This window comes from Bacillus jepli, assembly GCF_047238305.1.
Lineage (GTDB): Bacteria > Bacillota > Bacilli > Bacillales > Bacillaceae_L > Ferdinandcohnia.
Genome location: NZ_JBDFMO010000001.1, coordinates 4,736,571 through 4,752,523, shown reverse-complemented (window position 1 = coordinate 4,752,523; position 15,953 = coordinate 4,736,571). Strand labels below are relative to the sequence as shown.

Here is a 15,953-nt window from a genome sequence, read left to right as displayed (position 1 = left end):
TAAAATCGTATAGCAATAAAAACACGATAGTAAACAATATTTATTTATTGTAAATCAATAAATAGTGTGATAAAGTTACTTTATCATTAAATCAGGTGAGGTGCTTTTTTTGAAAAAAGTAACGACATTCTTTTTAAAGTTAGCTGTTATTTTTATCGGAATCCCCGTTCTTGCATTTTGTATATTTTTGGCTCCTAAAATCGGGGATTTTGCTGGAGAATTATATCCAGATATTGCTTATCTAAAATCTCTCGTATTAATTTTGTTGTATGGAGCGGCTGTGCCTTTTTACTTTGCTCTCTATCAGGCTTTTAACCTTTTGCGATACATTGACGAGAACACAGCGTTCTCAGATTTATCTGTAAAAGCGTTAAAGAAAATAAAGTGTTGTGCAATTACAATAAGTGGTTGGTATGTATTAGGTATGCCACTCTTCCATTTTATAGGGAAGAAAGTTGACCCTCCTATCGGATTTGTGGGACTCATCATCATTTTTGGTTCGTTGGTTATCGGCGTTTTTGCAGCTGTTCTCCAAAGACTTTTACAAGAAGCGATTAATATAAAATCAGAAAATGATTTGACGGTCTGAGGTGGAGGATATGGCAATTATTATTAATATTGATGTGATGTTAGCAAAACGAAAAATGAGTGTAACGGAGCTTTCAGCGAGGGTTGGAATTACTATGGCGAATCTTTCCATTCTGAAAAATGGAAAAGCAAAAGCGGTTCGTTTTTCAACATTAGAAGCGATATGTAAGGCTTTGGATTGTCAGCCAGGCGATATTTTGGAGTACAAAAGCGACAAGGACACTCAATAAGAATTTACAACAAATTTTATTAAACTAGCATGAAAATTAACTTATCTGTCCTCGTAAAAAGACAATACCAAAGAGAACCCGTCTCATGTGTTTAAAAAAATTGAGAGAGCTGCAAATCATGCATATGGATTGGTTGACTGGATCAAGTTCAGTATCAGTATTGACACATCCTAACTATTTTCATTCTCTGTGGTGAAGTGCCGATTTTCGCGCTTCATGGATGGCTAACGGGTGCTAGAGTTTAATAAAGAGTCGTAGCTGCGGCTCTTTTTCTTCTTCCACTAACGAAGCAGGATAGTAGAAGAAGAAAAAAACAGCTTTATAATTAAGTAGACAGAAAATGCAAAACAAAAAAGCAAAGTCAGAATGTCTCTTCCTTTGCAAGAATCTAAATAAACTTTTATTTTGAAATCCTATCTCCATATTTACTATTTGATAAAATCTCCTCCGCAGATAATACTGTCCAGTCTCTGACCGGGGTGGTGGGATTCTTTTCTAAAAAGGAATTCACTATTTGGTATCCAATCTTGTAGTTGGTCCAACGGGGGATTCCTTTGTTTGGATTTTCAAAATAATCGCCTTTTATTGTTCGGTCCTTTGACATTAAATTCTCTTTTAAGTGCTCCCACACTTCCTCCTCTTTTTGATTTGATAGAGGTTCTATCCACGGTATATTAATATTGGGGTAAAGACTTTTGGCAAAAGTGTCAGCTTTTCCTTCGAGAATAATTGAATCTAATAAAGTGTTTTCCCAGTTTACATTTCCGCTCTCCATATAAATAGTGTGGTGATATTCATGTGCAACACTATACTCCAACAAATCCTCATTAAAAGAAGATGGATCAATCCGTATTATGAATGCATCCTTACTAACTGCTACCCCAGAAACGCCACCCATTAAATTGATACCATCCATGTTATCAGGATTAGGAGGAAATAAATACACTCTCTTATTCACGCCTGGAAGGGTATTAGATGATTTAATCAAGGCTTGTTCTATTATTTTATTTATTTCATCTTGATTATTAATTAGAGAATAAACAAATTCCTCTAAAGTTTTAATGTCTTTAGGAGTTGCAAAAGCAAAATGGTCCTTTATCCAATACCCCTCTCCTTTACCTAAAGTATCTAATTGAAATGGTTCGACAACTTTTTGATAGTAATGTTCTTCCATCTTCTCGTGTTGTTCAATTTCTGAAACGCTTTCTATGTAATCTAATATTTGACTATAAAAGGGTATAATTCTAAATTCCTGATTGCCATTCTTCATAATGGGAGGGTTCTTAATATTCAAATCTTTAGGTGATTCAACTTCAATTGTTTTATTAGAACAACCGATAAGTAATACAACAATAACGGAAAATATGAAAAAAGGAATTAGTCTTTTAATTTTAATCACCAACCTATTTTAAAACCTATTTTTAGTATACTCTAAATTTTCCTTTTCTTCCAATTATTTTACAATTAGATTATTATTTTATCGCCTACATACATGCCTGTTACTTTTAACTCATTAGACCACCTTTACTGAAGAAAAGTGTAGACGGGTGGATAAAATTAGCCCATCACTGCATAATTTTTTTTTCAATTTTATACTTTCCTGTTTATATTTAACTCACTGGAAAAGCAAATAATGGAAAAACGTGTTAAAGTTTGTGAAATAATGTACTTAAACCATTGGGTGCTTTAGTAAAAGATATCAAAAGGTGGTCTAATAATGAGTATAAAAGTCAAACTAAAAGATATTATTGAGGAAATGGAAATACAGTTTGAAGAATCACGTTCTTTACTAAATATTAAAACGGGTGAAATTGTGCTATTGACCTCGGATGACCTGAGGGCTGCTGAGGACGAACAACCATTTGATCATTTACCTGAATGGGAACGTGAAAATAGAATGCTGGCAATTGATGTGGTGGAAAACTTTGAAAAATATATAGATTTACCTACTAAGCATGATGTGAATGAATATGAGATAATTGAAAACTTTTGCCTAGCAGTGAGTGATCAACGAAAGCAGGATTCTTTATCTAAGGCAATTAAGGGAAAGGGTGCCTTTAGAAGATTTAAGGACAAAATTATAGATTATGGATTAGAAGACCAATGGTATTCATACCGAGACGAGTGTTATAAACAAATTGCGATTGAATGGTGCCGGGAAAATAAAATAGACTTTATTGAATAGAGTAAACAGAAGGTGATAATTAAAATAAATGGTAATCACCTTTTATTATTGAACTAAACGTGCAGTTTTGTTTAATAAGACCTTTGATTTTTAGTGTAGCTTTGAGAAGGGAGAATATATTTGAAATTTGAATATTTATTTTTAATTTTACTTCTAATAACTGTGTTTTTTGATTGGGGAAAATATAGAAAAAACGTTGAAGTTTAGTTAAACAACAATTTTACCTATTTATAGTCTATTTTTGCTATACTAGCAAAAATATAAAATTATTACAAAAGGGGAGATTTATGTGAATTTCTCTATTCGTAAGATGCACCACGAAGATACAAAACAAGTACAAGACGTGGCGAAAACAACTTGGAATGCTACATATGAGGGAATTATTCCTTTAGAGGTACAAAATAATTTCTTGAAATCAGCTTACAATGATGAAAGGATGAAGCAACGCTTAGAACGATCTTTTATTTTCGTAGCTGAAGTTGATGGTAGAGTTGTTGGTTTTGCCAATTTTTCTCCAGTAAGTGGAGATGGAAAAGTTGAATTGGGTTCTATTTATCTTTATCCAGAATACCAAGGTAAAGGAATTGGTTCAGCTTTGTTGCAACAAGGAATTAAAGATTTAGATGGTGTAAAAGAGATTTATATAAATGTAGAAAAGGATAATAAAATAGGAAAGACATTTTATGAAGCAAAAGAGTTCGAAATTGTTAAAGAGTTTGATGACGAATTCGATGGACATATTTTAAAAACTGTACGAATGGCTTTAAAAATTTAATTATTAAGCTAACGGGTGCTTCCCTTAAAGAAGGAGAAGCACCCTTTTTTGAAGAAGTAATTGTCCAAAGTAATGCAAAAAATTGAGATGAAGCACATTAGTTTTATTGCACGGTATAAATAAAAATATATGGAGGGAATAGTTATGTGGATAATATTTGGGGTTATTGCAATAATAACAACTTTTATAAATCTTTTTATGTATAAAGCAGGAAAGGATTATAAGCTTGCTATGGCGATGGCATTATCCTTTACAGCATTAACAATTTGTGCAGATTACAGTTATCTAGCTCGGTGGGTAAAAGTGGAAGATTGGGCGGCTTTATCGGATGTAATACCTGGTATGGCTAGGGCATTTTGGTTTTTGACAATTGTTTCTATCTTACTAAATATAGCACCTATATTTTTAGAACGAAAAGGTAAGAAATAATGACTTATTGTCACATCACTTAATATGTAACTATTGAGTAAGTCTTTCTATATAACTACCATGAAAATAAACTGCTCTAACCTCGAAAAAAGACAACTGTAAATATAATTACTGATCAAAAAACTATAATCGGGTATCAAGAGTTAAATAAGGTGATCTAAACGTGATCGCCTTTTTCTATGGCAAAAATCCAAATTTTATTTTTGGAATATTATGTTAGTATTTAGATAGAAAATACTAAGTTAACGGTGCAACTTTGTGCAACAGTTATGATCTAAGGCGAAACTAATAGTTTAAAGTATCAAAAAATGGTGGTGTAAAAGTGAATGAAATGTTACCAATGCAATGAAAAAATGGTTCTAGGTTGTAGTGTGAAGGTTGAAGGTGTAATGTATGGCATAAAAATAAGCAAAAAAGGGAAAGGGCTATTTAACAATATCTCGGCAAAGCCAAAAGCAGCCGTTTGTCCTAATTGTGGGTATGTTTCATTCTATATTGGTGATTATAAAAAATTTGTATAATGCTTTTCCAATTTCGACACCTGTTCAGCAAATACGTGTTTTGCATCAACAGGAAGGCAAGGCACTTTTCTTCAAGTAACGGGTGCATTGCTGTATCGAATAACCACTGTTCCCTTACGAGTTAACGGAAAATAAAAATATTGTAATCAATCAAGGAGGGATAATTTTTATGAAGTCATCAAAAATGAAAGTTACATTTATTTCAGCAATAATAACCGCTATTATCGCAGTACTAATAACGATTTATATGGATCATAGTATATTAAGAGCCATACTAATAGGCTTAGCAATATTAATAGTTTCTATTATTACAAAGAATCTATTTAATAAGAATGCACAAAATACTAATAAAAATAATTAATCTGTATTTTGTAAAAATTAGTATAGACGAATGCAATGATCTGGTGGAGAGTTTGCAATGGTTTTTACATCGTCCCAAAATGATTTGACATGGAGCCTCTGCCAACAGGGAGGCTACTATACGCACCACTTATGTCAAATCCAGGTCTAAACGACTTTGTATTTTTTGCTTGCAATTTTCGGCTAACTTCATCGCAAAACTCTGTAATTTTATTTTGCAATACACATAAACGAAATGGATGATAAGCTACTTATCTTAAGAGCGAGAAAGAAAGGGTAAAACCTATTAGCGAATGTTTATAAAAGTTAAACCCAAACATAATGATTTTTGTGGCATTGGTTTCTTCATATCTTTTGTTTGGGATTATCTTATATGCAACTCTGAATATTTAGATAATCTTTCTGTGATTGTAGATTTATTTTATGAACTCTCACAACTTGATTCATCGGACAAGAAGTTGACCATGGAAAAGCAGTTTCTAGATCAAATTGTTGTGGAAACAATGCTAATGTTCTATGAAGACTTTGAAAAAGAGCAATTAGAGGTCCAAATGGATGAAGGTACTGTGCCTGCTGTTCTTGCTGACAACAAAGCAACCGTTCGTATTGTAATCAACATCATTCAAAATGCGTTAGCTTATGCCAAAAGTTACTTGATAATTAGTTTTGTAGAAGAAGAAGAGTATATATGGTTTAGGGCAGTAAATGATGTTGAGAAGATGAATGCTACGAAACTCCAGCAGATTTTTAATCGAACTTTCAGGTTGGATTCTAGTCGAACGGGTACTCATCTTGGATTAGGACTACATATTGTTGATCAACTTGTTAACAAACAAGGTGGAAAAGCGGTAGCTAATGTCCATGAAAATGAATTTACCATTGAAGTGTCGTTTAGAAAATGGGATTAGCTAGGTTTTGATAAACAAGTCATATTTGATTTCTTTTTCAACCAAAGGTGCGATGATCCAAGAAGGATTATCGCCTATTTTTGTTGAAGTTATTAGCTAACGGTCAGGAAAGTTTACAGTGGGAGGTTTACTATGTTCGTGCTTAATATGCTATTAGCAATAACGGGAATGGCACTATTGATTTTTATTCTGATTTTCTTTATATACAAAATAGTACGAAACAAAAAGAACTTTTACTCATGGTTCACCTTGACAATAATTGTATTCTTTTTAGGAGTTGCCCTTTGGCAAGGTTTAAGTCGCTTCAAATAAGACTTTGATTCTTATTGAAGAAACGGAGGAGCAGAGTTGATGAAGAGTGTTGCAAATTTACCAGTATTGAGATGATGATTTTGAACGTAGAATGGGGGGCTTTTGATTTTAATTTTATACGGTCTATTACTATCTTTCATTACTTTTATATTATTTTTGATTTTATGTGTATGGATGATTATTTCTTTCATTAAAAAGAAACCTTTTCCTAAAAAGATGCTGATTGCAACGTTGTCTGGGATTGTTTTGGTTTCTTCAATCTATATATATGAAACGTATTTTTTTACTTTCAGTGAAATTGATAAAGAATTTACCCAAAAGGGACCTGGACCTGTAACTTCACCAACTGAAAAATTTACAGCAAATGCTTATTATGAACTATATGGTGGTGCAGCAGGCGGCGTTAATGTTTGGGTAGAAATCACATACAATAATGATAACAATAAAGTAAGGACTGTTTACTATGCCGATGCAAAAGATCAGTTTTCGATGGAATGGTTAGATGAGGACACCTTATATATTCTAAATGATAATCCTGATTTTCCAAATTCAGATAGAAGTATTAAATTAGAAATCGGTAAAGAGATATATCACGAAAATGGTCAGGCTTGCAAAAGTTTGTTAATGAAAGATAAATATGAGACTTGCTTTCAAAACTAATTTACCCTATTGCATAATATTAGAATTCTATCCAAAAAGGAATTACTTTAGCAAAGGAATTAACATTACTAGATGCAGTAAAAAACGTTGAAAAATGAAGAGATAAACTTGACAAAAAGATACAATTTTATTAAGTCTACTAAGCTAACAGGTGCGTTGATCTAAGGAGGATTAAGGCGCTTTTTTGTTGAAGTTATTAGATTAATTAGTGAAAGATAGTGGGAATTAAAGAGTAAAAAGATTTTATTATAATGTGAGGAGATGATTTTTTGGTTCGTTTACTGGAAAATATATTTCAATTATCAGCAATAATACTACTCCTATGTTCATTCTATTATTATAGACATTTTAAAAAAATGAAGAGAGAAAGAAAACTAACACCATTTGAACTTACAATTTATGTTATTACTCAAGTTGCAATTTATCTTTGTGCAGGTAGTTATCTACTTCTGTTCTTGGATAGAAATTTTGGGTAGAATTTAATGAACAATGAAATCCGATGGTCCAAGAAGGATTAATACACTTTTTGTTGAAGTTATTCGACTAACGGGTTATTGCTTGGAACTGGCTATGCAACTTCATTACTTGTAAAGGGAGTGATGGTTGTTGCTGTTATGCTTCCTGTAATTATCGTGGTCACTATAGGAACCTATTTATTAAAATTGGAATCAGGCGCTACATTAAAGCCAAATAAAAATGGAGTTATCTCCTCCAAAGCGTTACCTGCAACAGGTTCATATTATATCGTGTCAGATCATGATTACGAACAGCCCCCTATGCCAGTCGAAGTTCAGAGCTATTTTGCTTGGCAAGTGAAAGATGGCGAGGATGCTATTATGACTGCATCGGAAAAGCTATACGATCATATCGAGCGTTATAAAATCACGTCTGTCGATTACGAAATCTATGATATCATGAAATTTTACGGACCGTTTTTATTTGTTGGATTATTTATCGGCATTGTCTTTTTTGTCTCTGCCGGAAGTTTCCTTTACTTCCGATTATATATGGATTTAGATGAAGATAAGCAAAAATTCTCATCGATTGCGAAAATGGGTCTAACAGCAAAGGAGTTGAAGAAGGTATTAACCAGACAAACAGCTATTCTCTTCTTCACGCCAATCATTGTGGCACTTATCCATGGAGCAGTTGCGTTAACGGCATTATCAAATCTATTTGCCTTTAATCTATTTAAGGAATCCGTAATGGTGTTAGGGGTTTTCTCAGTCATTCAAATTATCTACTTTTTCATCGTCCGCCTTTTCTATACGAAGCAGATAAAAACTGTTATATAAAATTTACTGAGCGCGTAGGTTTCATAGGATCATGGAAAACGTGCTCATTTTTTGATAGGAAAGAATTAGAATCAATACATAAGTTAACGGGATTGGATGACTGAAAGAACGTTAACCTTCTTTCTTATTTTAGTAAAGGGGCAGTATTGTTCAACAAAGTTTTTCATTAGTTAGTTCACATTCGTAGTATAATGTTCAGTGATAAGAGAGTTCATATTAATTGGAGGTTCTATGGGGGAATTTTTCGAGAAATATAAAGGAATATTATTGTTCATGTTTGGGTATTGGTGTATCTGTTTTGTAATGCTTTTTAAGGAAGCTAGTTTCCTATATGTAATGCTATCGTGGAATGTCTTGTTAGCTGTATTACCATTATTTTTTGTTCATATAGCAGAAATGACTATGGAGCAGAGGAAGATTGGTTGGTCTATTTTTTGGGTGATTCTTTGGTTATTGTTCTTTCCAAATTCAGTTTATATGGTAACTGATTTCATTCATATATCAAATGATAAATTCATGTGGTTAATGGAAGTTGAAATGTACTCGCCAGATACAGGTGTTGTATACAGTAAGGAACTTATGGTTTGGGTAAAGTTGTTGGTTATTGGAATCGGGTTCTTTTTCGCCATATTAGCTGGTTTAGAGTCCTTCTATATTTTTGAACAGAACATAAGAAAGAAATATTCAAAGATTATTTGTTATTTAGCTATTTTAATAGTAGCTTTGCTAACAGGATTAGGTGTTTATATTGGAAGATTCTTACGATTCAATAGTTGGGATATACTTTTCAGCCCAATGCAATTGTTAAAACAAGTAGCAGGAATAGATGGATTTGCAACTCAGTTCATTCTTATTTTTACTATCTTCGTTATAGGCAGTTATACACTTTATAGAACCTTTAGAAAACAATCTGTGCTTAGAATTTAGACATAAAACCACGATTTACGGGTAGCTTTCCTTCAAGAAGGAGAAGTGCCCTTTTTTTATAAAAGCTTCTAATATATAACGAAGAAGGATTGTTCAAGAAGATCATGATGTTTTCACTATTGACAATCGATGCTACTCTGCGATACTATATACTCAGTAATAAGTAATACTGAATACCAGTGATACAGAATACTGAAGCATAAGCGAAATGCAATGGAGGAAAACATATGGAAAATATTACGGAAATGCTGAAAGGGGTGCTTGAGGGTTGTGTGCTTGAAATTATCAGCCGCGGCGAAACATATGGCTATGAAATTACGCAACAACTTAGAGAACTTGGCTTCACTGATGTAGTTGAAGGAACAGTTTACACGATTACCATGCGCCTTGAGAAAAACAATCTTGTGAATATCGAGAAAAAGCCATCGACTATGGGGCCTCCTAGAAAATTTTACACACTCAACGCAGCAGGTCAAGACAAACTCGAAAATTTTTGGAGGAAATGGGACTTTATCTCTAGTAAACTTAACGAACTCAAAACTAAAAAAATCAAAAAGGAGAATGTAAAATGAGTATTTTTGAAAAAATTATCGGAAGTCTGGATGACAAGCGGGAGTGGAAAGAGATGGAGGCACGTGCGAAGGCACTGCCAAGTGAATACTCAAACGCCTACAAAGCTATCCAAAAATATATGTGGACTGCTGGTGGTGGTCCCACTGACTGGAAGGACAGCAACCGTATTTTTTGCGGCATTCTCGACCTTTTTGAGGAAGGAGCAGCTGAAGGCAAGAAAGTCACTGACCTTACGGGCAAGGACGTGGCTGCATTCTGTGACGACCTAGTGAAAGACGAGAAAACATGGAGAGACAAATATCGTAAGAAGTTGAACGATACCATTGGTCGTGGCTAACGATAAAATCCTAGTGTTCGGTTCAAACTCCAAACCTACAAAAATTTGTGAAAACATAGTATTTAAGCTAGCGGGTGCGTTAATCTAAGAAGGATTAATGCACTTTTTTGTTGAATTTTTTTCTTGCAAACGGGGCAGGAGTTTCAAAAAACAATTGGTTATTTATGGTATAATATATCTAATGATACGGGTTTAAGTAAATTTATACATAAGTAATTTTGATAAACAATTTAAATAGTTAAAAGGGGTGTAAAGGTGACTTACTGGAGTTGGAGTTATAAAAGGAAATTTATTTGGAATTTAGGACTAATACCAATAGCAATAGTGGTTATTGTTTGGGGATTTTATTCTGTTCCCAAAAACGTAGCAATAATACAAACATTAATAATTTCTTTGATTGCAATTACAACTCAAATTTACACCTATACAAAATGGAAAAAGGAAGAGATTAAAGGATAAATATATATTGTGAAACATTACACTTAATGTAACGGGTGCTTTCCTTAAAGAAGGAGAAGCGCCCTTTTTTGAAGAAGTTATTGTACTGACGGGGCAGGTTAGTAAAAAATACGAAACTTTGTGTAAGGTTATTCGTAACTATTATTAGTCAGTTATGGTTCTGAAGAGAGGTGTGTAAGTTATGTATAAACCCTTTTGTTCAATCATTGTTATTTATTTAATTATCTTAACGGGATGCTCGGATTCTCCTAAGTATAATGATGAAGATGTTGCTGCAATAGTAAGAGGCGAAGAGATAACAATTGGTGAATTACGTTTTTTATATTCTGATGCAGAAATACTTACTATGATTGACGGGACCATAAAAGCTAAATTAGTAATACAAGAAGCAAAAAAAATGAACATCGATGTATCTAAAGAAGTAAAAGAAACGATTGAGGCGTTGGGTGATTATCCACCTGACCATATTGATACAGAGGCAGCTAATTCAATTCGTGAGTTTGCCGAACCACAAGCTAAAAAGCTAGGACTGGCTCCAGAGGTGTATTATAAAAAATACATTGAGAAGTCAACTGAAACAAGTGCGTATATAAATTCTTATATACAGGAAGTTTTAGGTGAACCAATGGATGATATAGAAAAATATAATCAACAAGCAAATAAGCAACTCAATGAATTAGTTGAAGAAAATGAAGATGAGATTAAGGTACTAATCAATCACTAATGGAATTGCTTCTTCAACTATTGAAGCAGGATAATTGAGTAAAGAAGATTGAAAGGAAAGTAATTCACAAAAAAAGGGAGGTATAAAAGGTGGACTTATTACTCTGGATAACTATTGGTTTCATAATAATCGGATTTGTTGTTCTCACTTCTATGAAAAAAGGTATGGAAAGTAAGATCGCATTTATAAAAGAAAATAAGGAAGACGAGGAAAGTTCAAAAAAAGCAAAATCCATCATTTGGTGGATAGTGAGTACTACAGCTTGGGGATTAGTGAGTATGTTTCTTGTTGTTTGGTGGTTTAATAATCACTTTGGATAACTGTTGGTTTCAAGTGTACCTAAACAAACGGGTGCGTTGATCTAAGGAGGATTATGCACCTTTACGTTGAAGTTATTAAACGAACGAAAAGTCATTTATGAATAACAACAGGAGTACCAATTGGAACTCTAGATGATAAATCTAGAACATCATGATTAAACATTCTAATACATCCATGTGAGACATTCTTACCAATTGAAGCCGGGTTATTTGTTCCGTGTATACCGTAATGAGGTTTTGACAAACCCATCCACAACACCCCAAACGGTCCTCCCGGATTAGGTTGTTTATTAATAATCGTGTATGTCCCAGTAGGCGTTGGTGCCAATATTTTTCCAATTGCAACTGGGTAAGCCTTGATCATCCTTTTTCCATCAAAAAGTGTTAATCGATGCTTTGATGTAGATACGTTAATCCATTTCGCCATGAAGATCAACTCCTTTTTTTGAATATTGTATGAAGTAACCCAGGTATTTGTTAATTAACGGAAATTAGTTGATTTTTTTTGTGAGTGATGTAATATATAAATAACATATGTAATATATATCTTGCATAAGGTAAAGGTAAATTAATGAAAAATAATGTAAAAATAACACGAATAAAGCAGGCGATGACTCAACAACAGCTAGCTAAAAGAGTGGGCGTTACTAGACAGACAATTGGACTGATTGAGAAAGGAGAATATAACCCTAGTCTCCAACTATGTGTTGCAATAGCAAAGGAGCTTAACAAAACATTAAATGATTTATTTTGGGAGGTGGAGTGATAATGAAATCATGGATATCTTTTTTATTGCCAAATGACGAATATAAGAAAAAACGAATGTTGTACTTCTTTTCTGAAGGTTCAATCATCCTTTTACTTACCCTTGTAGGAATGATTATCTTCAACAAGTATATTGATATAGGTACAGAAACTTCTCTATTGCTTTCTATTGCTATATTCCTATTTTATATCTCAGGAAGATATATAATGTCTGGTATTGAATATACAGATATTGCAACAGAAGGAGCTTATAGAAAAGAGTTAAAGCACATTTATGTAAGAACTGGTGGTTTTATAGGTGTTTTTATTCTGTTATATTTAGTTGTCACAGGTATACCTAATAACCAAAACGAATGGATTGAAATAATAGCATTATTATTTAGCGTGAGTTTGCTTTGGTTTATTACTAGTTTCATTTCTTTAAAACGTTCCTATAAAAAGAACAAGGAGTTGCTATAAAGTTAAAAGGTGCTGTGCTTTTTTTGTCGAAGTTAAATCTTGTGACACGGTACTGTCTTCCTCTGTTAATTTCTTTCGGGGGGATTGTAGGTTACACATGTGCCGGCTACGAAGTCATGTTTAAAGTTATAGAGCATTTCTTTAAATGAGGAATGCTTTTTATTTTTGCTTAAAACAAAAAAAGCAATAAAAATATTATTTAAATTAATAAAAAAATATTGAAAAACGATAAATAATAGATTAAAATCAGAATGAATAAGTAAGGTTCTTTTTATGGAAAAAGGTATAAAAATAGCTGTTAATTTTTAGGAGCCCCAGTTCTTGCTCAGTGGGTAGCAAAAAGGAAAATGAGCGTAACAGAACTACCGGAGTAGGTTGGAATAACAATGGCGATCCTTTCTATTTTGAAAATGGAAAGGAATAAGTGATTCGATTATCGACTTTAGAGGCAAAATGTAGGCTTTAGAATGTCGGCATGGAGATATTTTAGAATACAAAAAAAGACAGATAAACATTGTGGAGGAAACTAAATATAACAATTATTTGGGGAGGCAAAACTTTGGACATTAACAATTTGATTATTGAAAATATTGATAACCCTCATGAGCTGGAGAGAATATATCGAAAAGACCCGAAAGCTTTTAAAAGGTCATTCTCACACGCATGGGAACAAAATCCGGATTCTCAGGTTCTTGGTGTTTGGTATGAAAGATTGCATTTCAAGGAGAAGGCAAACACAGAAAAATCATCCTTGTTTCAAAAAAGTTTCTTAATCATGGGCATTTTAGCCATTCTGGCCGGGATTAGCACCAGGATCATTTTCCATTTTGTTGAACAGGGAGCAATTGCTCCAATTAACCTGGCTTTTGGTATAGTTCCTTTTATTGCTGCCTATTTTGTTTACAATAATACTCCGAAAAAACGTGTTATTTATTCCCTTGCAGCGTTGTTCCTCATTTCCGGGATTTATCTTAATATGTTACCATTAAATGATAAAGACAGTATTATCCTTGCTTATTTACACCTTCCTATATTCTTATGGGTATTGGTAGGACTTGCATTTACAGGAAATGAATACTCAAAAGGTAGTACAAGATTAGCCTATATTAAATTTAATCTGGAATATTGTATTCTCTACGCCAGCATGGCAGTTAGCGGAATGGTATTAGCCGCATTAACCATGCAGTTATTTAGTTTTGTTGGCTTGAATATAGAAGACTTTTATTTTAATAATGTCGTCTTATTTGGTGCTGCCGCTCTTGCTATTGTGGCTGCATACCTAGTATCACTGAATCTAAAACTTGCTAAGAATATTACACCATATATAGCTAAAATTTTTAGTCCTCTTGTCCTGCTCACTTTGTTGGTCTATCTTATAACGGTTATTTGGGTCGGAAAAAATCCATTCTTGGACCGCAATTTCCTGATAGCCTTCAATGGAATACTCCTTGGTGTATTGGTCGTTACCATATTTTCCATTACCGAGAGCGACTCAGATGAGAAAAAGAACATTTCAGATTATCTTAATTTTGCTTTAATTGTTCTTGCGCTTATCATTGACAGTGTGGCTTTGTCAGCCATGGTATTCAGACTATCTTCTTATGGGATAACGCCTAATAGACTTGCTGTTTTAGGAGTAAACATACTTATCTGGGCGAATCTAATTTGGATTATGCTCTCCTATATGCGTTTTCTACGAAACAATTCAGGACCTTCAAGTATTCAAGATGCCGTCACCAAGTATTTGCCAATCTACGGACTTTGGGCAGCCTTCGTTACATTTACTTTTCCTATCATTTTTAATTAGAAAGGATTGATAGTGTAACGAAAAGATAATCTTTTATAACGTATAAAATCCTTAGAGCCAATATTATGTAGCTTTTTATATAGAGTGGCATAGTTTTGGCTTATTTCATAACTAAAGTTAAAAAGAGGAGAAAGTTAATCGACTATTTCTTGTTTATGTAACGCCAATCATTGCACTTTTATTCTTTGTGAATTGCGTTTCTTTGGCAAAAAAGATAAAAAAAGTGATGAATTATTGTTCTTACAAAGGAGATAACAAATGCCTATAATTAAGCATAAGCAATTTATCCAAGCACCTGTGGATGTATGTTTTGACCTTGCAAGAAACGTAGATATACATATTGAAACTACTGCTAAAACTAAAGAAAAAGCTGTTGGTGGAGTTACGCAGGGGCTGTTAGAAAAGGGTGATACTGTTACTTGGGAAGCTACTCATTTTGGTATTAAACAAAGATTAACAGCAAAAGTAATTCATATGGTAAAGCCCATTGTGTTTGTTGATATTATGGTAAAAGGAGCTTTTACCTCTTTTACACATACTCATCAATTCAAAGAAGAAAAAGGTGGGACTATTATGATTGATACATTTGAGTATAAATCACCTTTTGGACCAATTGGAATTATTGCGGACAAATTATTTTTGGAAAAGTATATGACAGACTTTATAATTTCTCGTGCAAGTGGACTAAAAAGAATTGCAGAGAATGTAAAATAACTTATTCACCTAAAGGGTGCGATAATCCACCATTGTTGTGCAAGTATAGGCCATTTTGTTTGATAAATGTGGAGGTATAGTGAACAATTAATTAGTATAAAAAGGGAAAAATATAAAAGGAAAAGAGAGATTTAAATTGAACAAAAACAAACTTAAAATGTTTGCTGCAATAATCATAAGTGTCATTATAATAGCTGTGGGAAGTGTAGCGATTTTCCAAATTGGAAAAAATCATCAGGTAAATAAAATTATTATTGATAAATGTTTTGAGAATTTTAATAAAGAAGGAAAAGTCGTTGTAAAGAAAGATAGTTTTTGGTCACCAGTTTCTTGTGAAAAAGAATAAGTTCTTATCTTCCACTACCATGTAAGAACGATATTTTCTTACATCTCTGTGGTGAAGCGCTGATTTTTGCGCTTCATGGATGGCTAACGGATGCTTTACTTGAAGATCGCTGAGCTGCTGGACGGCTCTTTTTCATATTGAACTAAAGAGGCAGTTTTGATCAATTACCCGATCCTTCCAAAAGGAGAGAAACTAATTTGCATTTCCAATCGCAATTTAATTAAACTAAAATGTATCGAAAAAATATATAAGAGGAGGT

The 15,953-nt window shown here is 33.2% G+C and carries 23 protein-coding genes and 1 pseudogene; 22 read left to right on the top strand and 2 right to left on the bottom strand.

All coding sequences use genetic code 11. The features are described from left to right. Positions 1-109 precede the first annotated feature (109 nt). Positions 110-589: a DUF2975 domain-containing protein gene (locus ABC371_RS24160; protein ID WP_412899151.1), complete on the top strand. Its 480-nt coding sequence runs from the start codon at positions 110-112 to the stop codon at positions 587-589. A 10-nt stretch (positions 590-599) separates the two neighbouring features. Continuing rightward, positions 600-818 (top strand): helix-turn-helix domain-containing protein, encoded by a 219-nt coding sequence (locus tag ABC371_RS24155; protein ID WP_412899150.1) that lies wholly within the window; start codon positions 600-602, stop codon positions 816-818. Positions 819-1,218: 400 nt separating this feature from the next. On the opposite strand, the gene ABC371_RS24150 is transcribed toward ABC371_RS24155, so the two are convergent. After that, positions 1,219-2,217 (bottom strand): DUF2268 domain-containing putative Zn-dependent protease, encoded by a 999-nt coding sequence (locus ABC371_RS24150; RefSeq protein ID WP_412899149.1) that lies wholly within the window; start codon positions 2,215-2,217, stop codon positions 1,219-1,221. A 318-nt stretch (positions 2,218-2,535) separates the two neighbouring features. On the opposite strand from ABC371_RS24150, the gene ABC371_RS24145 reads away from it, so the two are divergent. From ABC371_RS24145 to ABC371_RS24075, 15 genes and pseudogenes are all read left to right on the top strand, one after another. After that, positions 2,536-3,003: a UPF0158 family protein gene (locus ABC371_RS24145; RefSeq protein ID WP_412899148.1), complete on the top strand. Its 468-nt coding sequence runs from the start codon at positions 2,536-2,538 to the stop codon at positions 3,001-3,003. A gap of 289 nt (positions 3,004-3,292) precedes the next feature. After that, entirely contained in the window at positions 3,293-3,778 is a 486-nt protein-coding gene (locus ABC371_RS24140; protein WP_412899147.1) for a GNAT family N-acetyltransferase, read from the top strand. 144 nt (positions 3,779-3,922) lie between these two features. After that, complete coding sequence (locus ABC371_RS24135) at positions 3,923-4,207, top strand: hypothetical protein (protein ID WP_412899146.1); 285 nt, start codon at positions 3,923-3,925, stop codon at positions 4,205-4,207. 326 nt (positions 4,208-4,533) lie between these two features. Next, positions 4,534-4,728 (top strand): nucleic acid-binding protein, encoded by a 195-nt coding sequence (locus ABC371_RS24130; RefSeq protein ID WP_412899145.1) that lies wholly within the window; start codon positions 4,534-4,536, stop codon positions 4,726-4,728. Between the two features lie 169 nt (positions 4,729-4,897). Beyond that, positions 4,898-5,089, top strand: coding sequence for a hypothetical protein (locus ABC371_RS24125; RefSeq protein ID WP_412899144.1), 192 nt, complete (start codon positions 4,898-4,900; stop codon positions 5,087-5,089). Between the two features lie 463 nt (positions 5,090-5,552). After that, a complete protein-coding gene (locus tag ABC371_RS24120) occupies positions 5,553-5,996 on the top strand; it encodes a sensor histidine kinase (protein ID WP_412899143.1) in 444 nt (147 codons plus the stop codon). A 414-nt stretch (positions 5,997-6,410) separates the two neighbouring features. Then, positions 6,411-6,968, top strand: a complete 558-nt coding sequence (locus ABC371_RS24115) for a DUF5412 family protein (protein WP_412899142.1) — start codon at positions 6,411-6,413, stop codon at positions 6,966-6,968. A gap of 269 nt (positions 6,969-7,237) precedes the next feature. After that, on the top strand, positions 7,238-7,444 hold the full coding sequence (locus tag ABC371_RS24110) for a hypothetical protein (protein WP_412899141.1): 207 nt from the start codon (positions 7,238-7,240) through the stop codon (positions 7,442-7,444). A gap of 411 nt (positions 7,445-7,855) precedes the next feature. After that, a pseudogene (locus ABC371_RS24105) lies at positions 7,856-8,263 on the top strand (ABC transporter permease); the annotation flags it as partial. A 231-nt stretch (positions 8,264-8,494) separates the two neighbouring features. Further along, positions 8,495-9,190: a DUF1361 domain-containing protein gene (locus ABC371_RS24100; RefSeq protein ID WP_412899140.1), complete on the top strand. Its 696-nt coding sequence runs from the start codon at positions 8,495-8,497 to the stop codon at positions 9,188-9,190. 227 nt (positions 9,191-9,417) lie between these two features. Beyond that, positions 9,418-9,762, top strand: coding sequence for a PadR family transcriptional regulator (locus ABC371_RS24095; protein WP_412899139.1), 345 nt, complete (start codon positions 9,418-9,420; stop codon positions 9,760-9,762). After that, positions 9,759-10,100, top strand: a complete 342-nt coding sequence (locus ABC371_RS24090) for a DUF1048 domain-containing protein (RefSeq protein ID WP_412899138.1) — start codon at positions 9,759-9,761, stop codon at positions 10,098-10,100. The genes ABC371_RS24095 and ABC371_RS24090 overlap by 4 nt, the downstream gene beginning before the upstream one ends. 255 nt (positions 10,101-10,355) lie before the next feature. Further along, entirely contained in the window at positions 10,356-10,559 is a 204-nt protein-coding gene (locus tag ABC371_RS24085) for a hypothetical protein (protein ID WP_412899137.1), read from the top strand. 181 nt (positions 10,560-10,740) lie between these two features. Continuing rightward, positions 10,741-11,283 carry a SurA N-terminal domain-containing protein gene (locus ABC371_RS24080; protein ID WP_412899136.1) on the top strand — a complete coding sequence of 181 codons (543 nt, stop codon included), beginning with the start codon at positions 10,741-10,743 and terminating at the stop codon, positions 11,281-11,283. An 89-nt stretch (positions 11,284-11,372) separates the two neighbouring features. Beyond that, complete coding sequence (locus tag ABC371_RS24075; RefSeq protein ID WP_412899135.1) at positions 11,373-11,603, top strand: hypothetical protein; 231 nt, start codon at positions 11,373-11,375, stop codon at positions 11,601-11,603. A 91-nt stretch (positions 11,604-11,694) separates the two neighbouring features. On the opposite strand, the gene ABC371_RS24070 is transcribed toward ABC371_RS24075, so the two are convergent. Further along, entirely contained in the window at positions 11,695-12,030 is a 336-nt protein-coding gene (locus tag ABC371_RS24070) for a L,D-transpeptidase (RefSeq protein WP_412899134.1), read from the bottom strand. Between the two features lie 144 nt (positions 12,031-12,174). On the opposite strand from ABC371_RS24070, the gene ABC371_RS24065 reads away from it, so the two are divergent. The 5 genes from ABC371_RS24065 to ABC371_RS24045 all read left to right on the top strand — a co-directional run bounded on the left by ABC371_RS24065 (position 12,175) and on the right by ABC371_RS24045 (position 15,694). Continuing rightward, positions 12,175-12,369, top strand: coding sequence for a helix-turn-helix transcriptional regulator (locus ABC371_RS24065; RefSeq protein WP_412899133.1), 195 nt, complete (start codon positions 12,175-12,177; stop codon positions 12,367-12,369). A 2-nt stretch (positions 12,370-12,371) separates the two neighbouring features. After that, positions 12,372-12,827 carry a DUF3278 domain-containing protein gene (locus tag ABC371_RS24060; protein ID WP_412899132.1) on the top strand — a complete coding sequence of 152 codons (456 nt, stop codon included), beginning with the start codon at positions 12,372-12,374 and terminating at the stop codon, positions 12,825-12,827. A gap of 559 nt (positions 12,828-13,386) precedes the next feature. Continuing rightward, positions 13,387-14,634 (top strand): DUF4153 domain-containing protein, encoded by a 1,248-nt coding sequence (locus ABC371_RS24055; RefSeq protein WP_412899131.1) that lies wholly within the window; start codon positions 13,387-13,389, stop codon positions 14,632-14,634. Positions 14,635-14,892: 258 nt separating this feature from the next. Further along, the gene (locus tag ABC371_RS24050) at positions 14,893-15,348 is read left to right on the top strand and encodes an SRPBCC family protein (protein WP_412899130.1); all 456 of its coding nucleotides are present in this window, start codon (positions 14,893-14,895) and stop codon (positions 15,346-15,348) included. 136 nt (positions 15,349-15,484) lie between these two features. After that, positions 15,485-15,694: a hypothetical protein gene (locus ABC371_RS24045; RefSeq protein ID WP_412899129.1), complete on the top strand. Its 210-nt coding sequence runs from the start codon at positions 15,485-15,487 to the stop codon at positions 15,692-15,694. Positions 15,695-15,953 lie beyond the last annotated feature (259 nt).